Origin of the sequence: Staphylococcus pseudoxylosus (assembly GCF_003697915.1) — a bacterium.
Classification (GTDB): domain Bacteria; phylum Bacillota; class Bacilli; order Staphylococcales; family Staphylococcaceae; genus Staphylococcus; species Staphylococcus pseudoxylosus.
The window spans coordinates 1-890 of sequence record NZ_RCVN01000047.1 but is presented as its reverse complement, the minus strand read 5'-3'; the positions used below and the strand labels follow the sequence as shown (position 1 = coordinate 890).

The 890-nt window shown below is 35.3% G+C and carries 2 protein-coding genes; both read left to right on the top strand.

What is annotated here, in order from left to right; genetic code table 11:
• Nucleotides 1-61 precede the first annotated feature (61 nt).
• Entirely contained in the window at nucleotides 62-586 is a 525-nt protein-coding gene (locus D9V42_RS14720; protein WP_036853255.1) for a bacteriophage terminase small subunit, read from the top strand.
• Nucleotides 583-813 carry a hypothetical protein gene (locus tag D9V42_RS14715; protein ID WP_036853254.1) on the top strand — a complete coding sequence of 77 codons (231 nt, stop codon included), beginning with the start codon at nucleotides 583-585 and terminating at the stop codon, nucleotides 811-813. The genes D9V42_RS14720 and D9V42_RS14715 overlap by 4 nt, the downstream gene beginning before the upstream one ends.
• Nucleotides 814-890: the final 77 nt, after the last annotated feature.

The following is an 890-nucleotide window of genomic DNA, read 5'->3' as shown; positions in this document are numbered from 1 at the left end:
TCTCACAGGAACGAAAATATAGGTTTTAAACGATATAACCACATTTAAAAGAAAGGATAATATGCAAACACAAAAAGGTGGCAGACCCACAATTTTACCTAAGATGTATGAAGAACCGCTTTTTAGCCAAATCATTGATAAAATTGAATCAGGCTGTAATGACAGAGAAATCTACACCAGTTTGCATTGTTCGGCTAAAACTTTTAGAAAGTGGCGAGATGACAATATAAAGGCGTATGACGAAGCTAAAAGCATTGCTAGGGGAAATCTATTAGAACTAGCCGAAAGTGCCTTAGCGAGCAAACTGACAGTCAGAACGCTAAAAGAAACAGAAACAATATATGACGCTGACGGAAACGTTGAAAAAGTAAAGGTTAAAGAGAAAGAACTTGATAAAGATAGCTTGGTAGCAATGATGGTTGCTAAGGCTGGAAACCCTGAACTTTATAACCCTACTGAATGGCGGAGATTGCAACAGGAAGAATCAAGTGCTCATGACCTTAAAGCTAAAATTGAAGAACTTGACGACTATAAGCTAAGTAAGTATAAAACGCCAGAAATCAAAGTCCCAGAGGGGTTTGAATGAAAAAATATTGGGTAGTTGAAGACCATTTGGGCGGAGGACTTTATCTGATGTCAGAAAATACTTCAGAAAAAGAATTAGAAGAAGTTGAAGATTATTGTGAGACGTGTGGAGACAACGATTCTATTATTGGTCAGTTTTCAAACTGGAAACAACTTAAAAAAGAAATGACTGATGACGAAGGTTGGTGTCCATATTCAGATGAATATTTGCAATCAGTATTTGAATAGAAAGGGAATGAATGTATTATTTAAATAAAATGTTGGAATACAACAAAGAAAACGGCATTATTATTAATAAGTACATT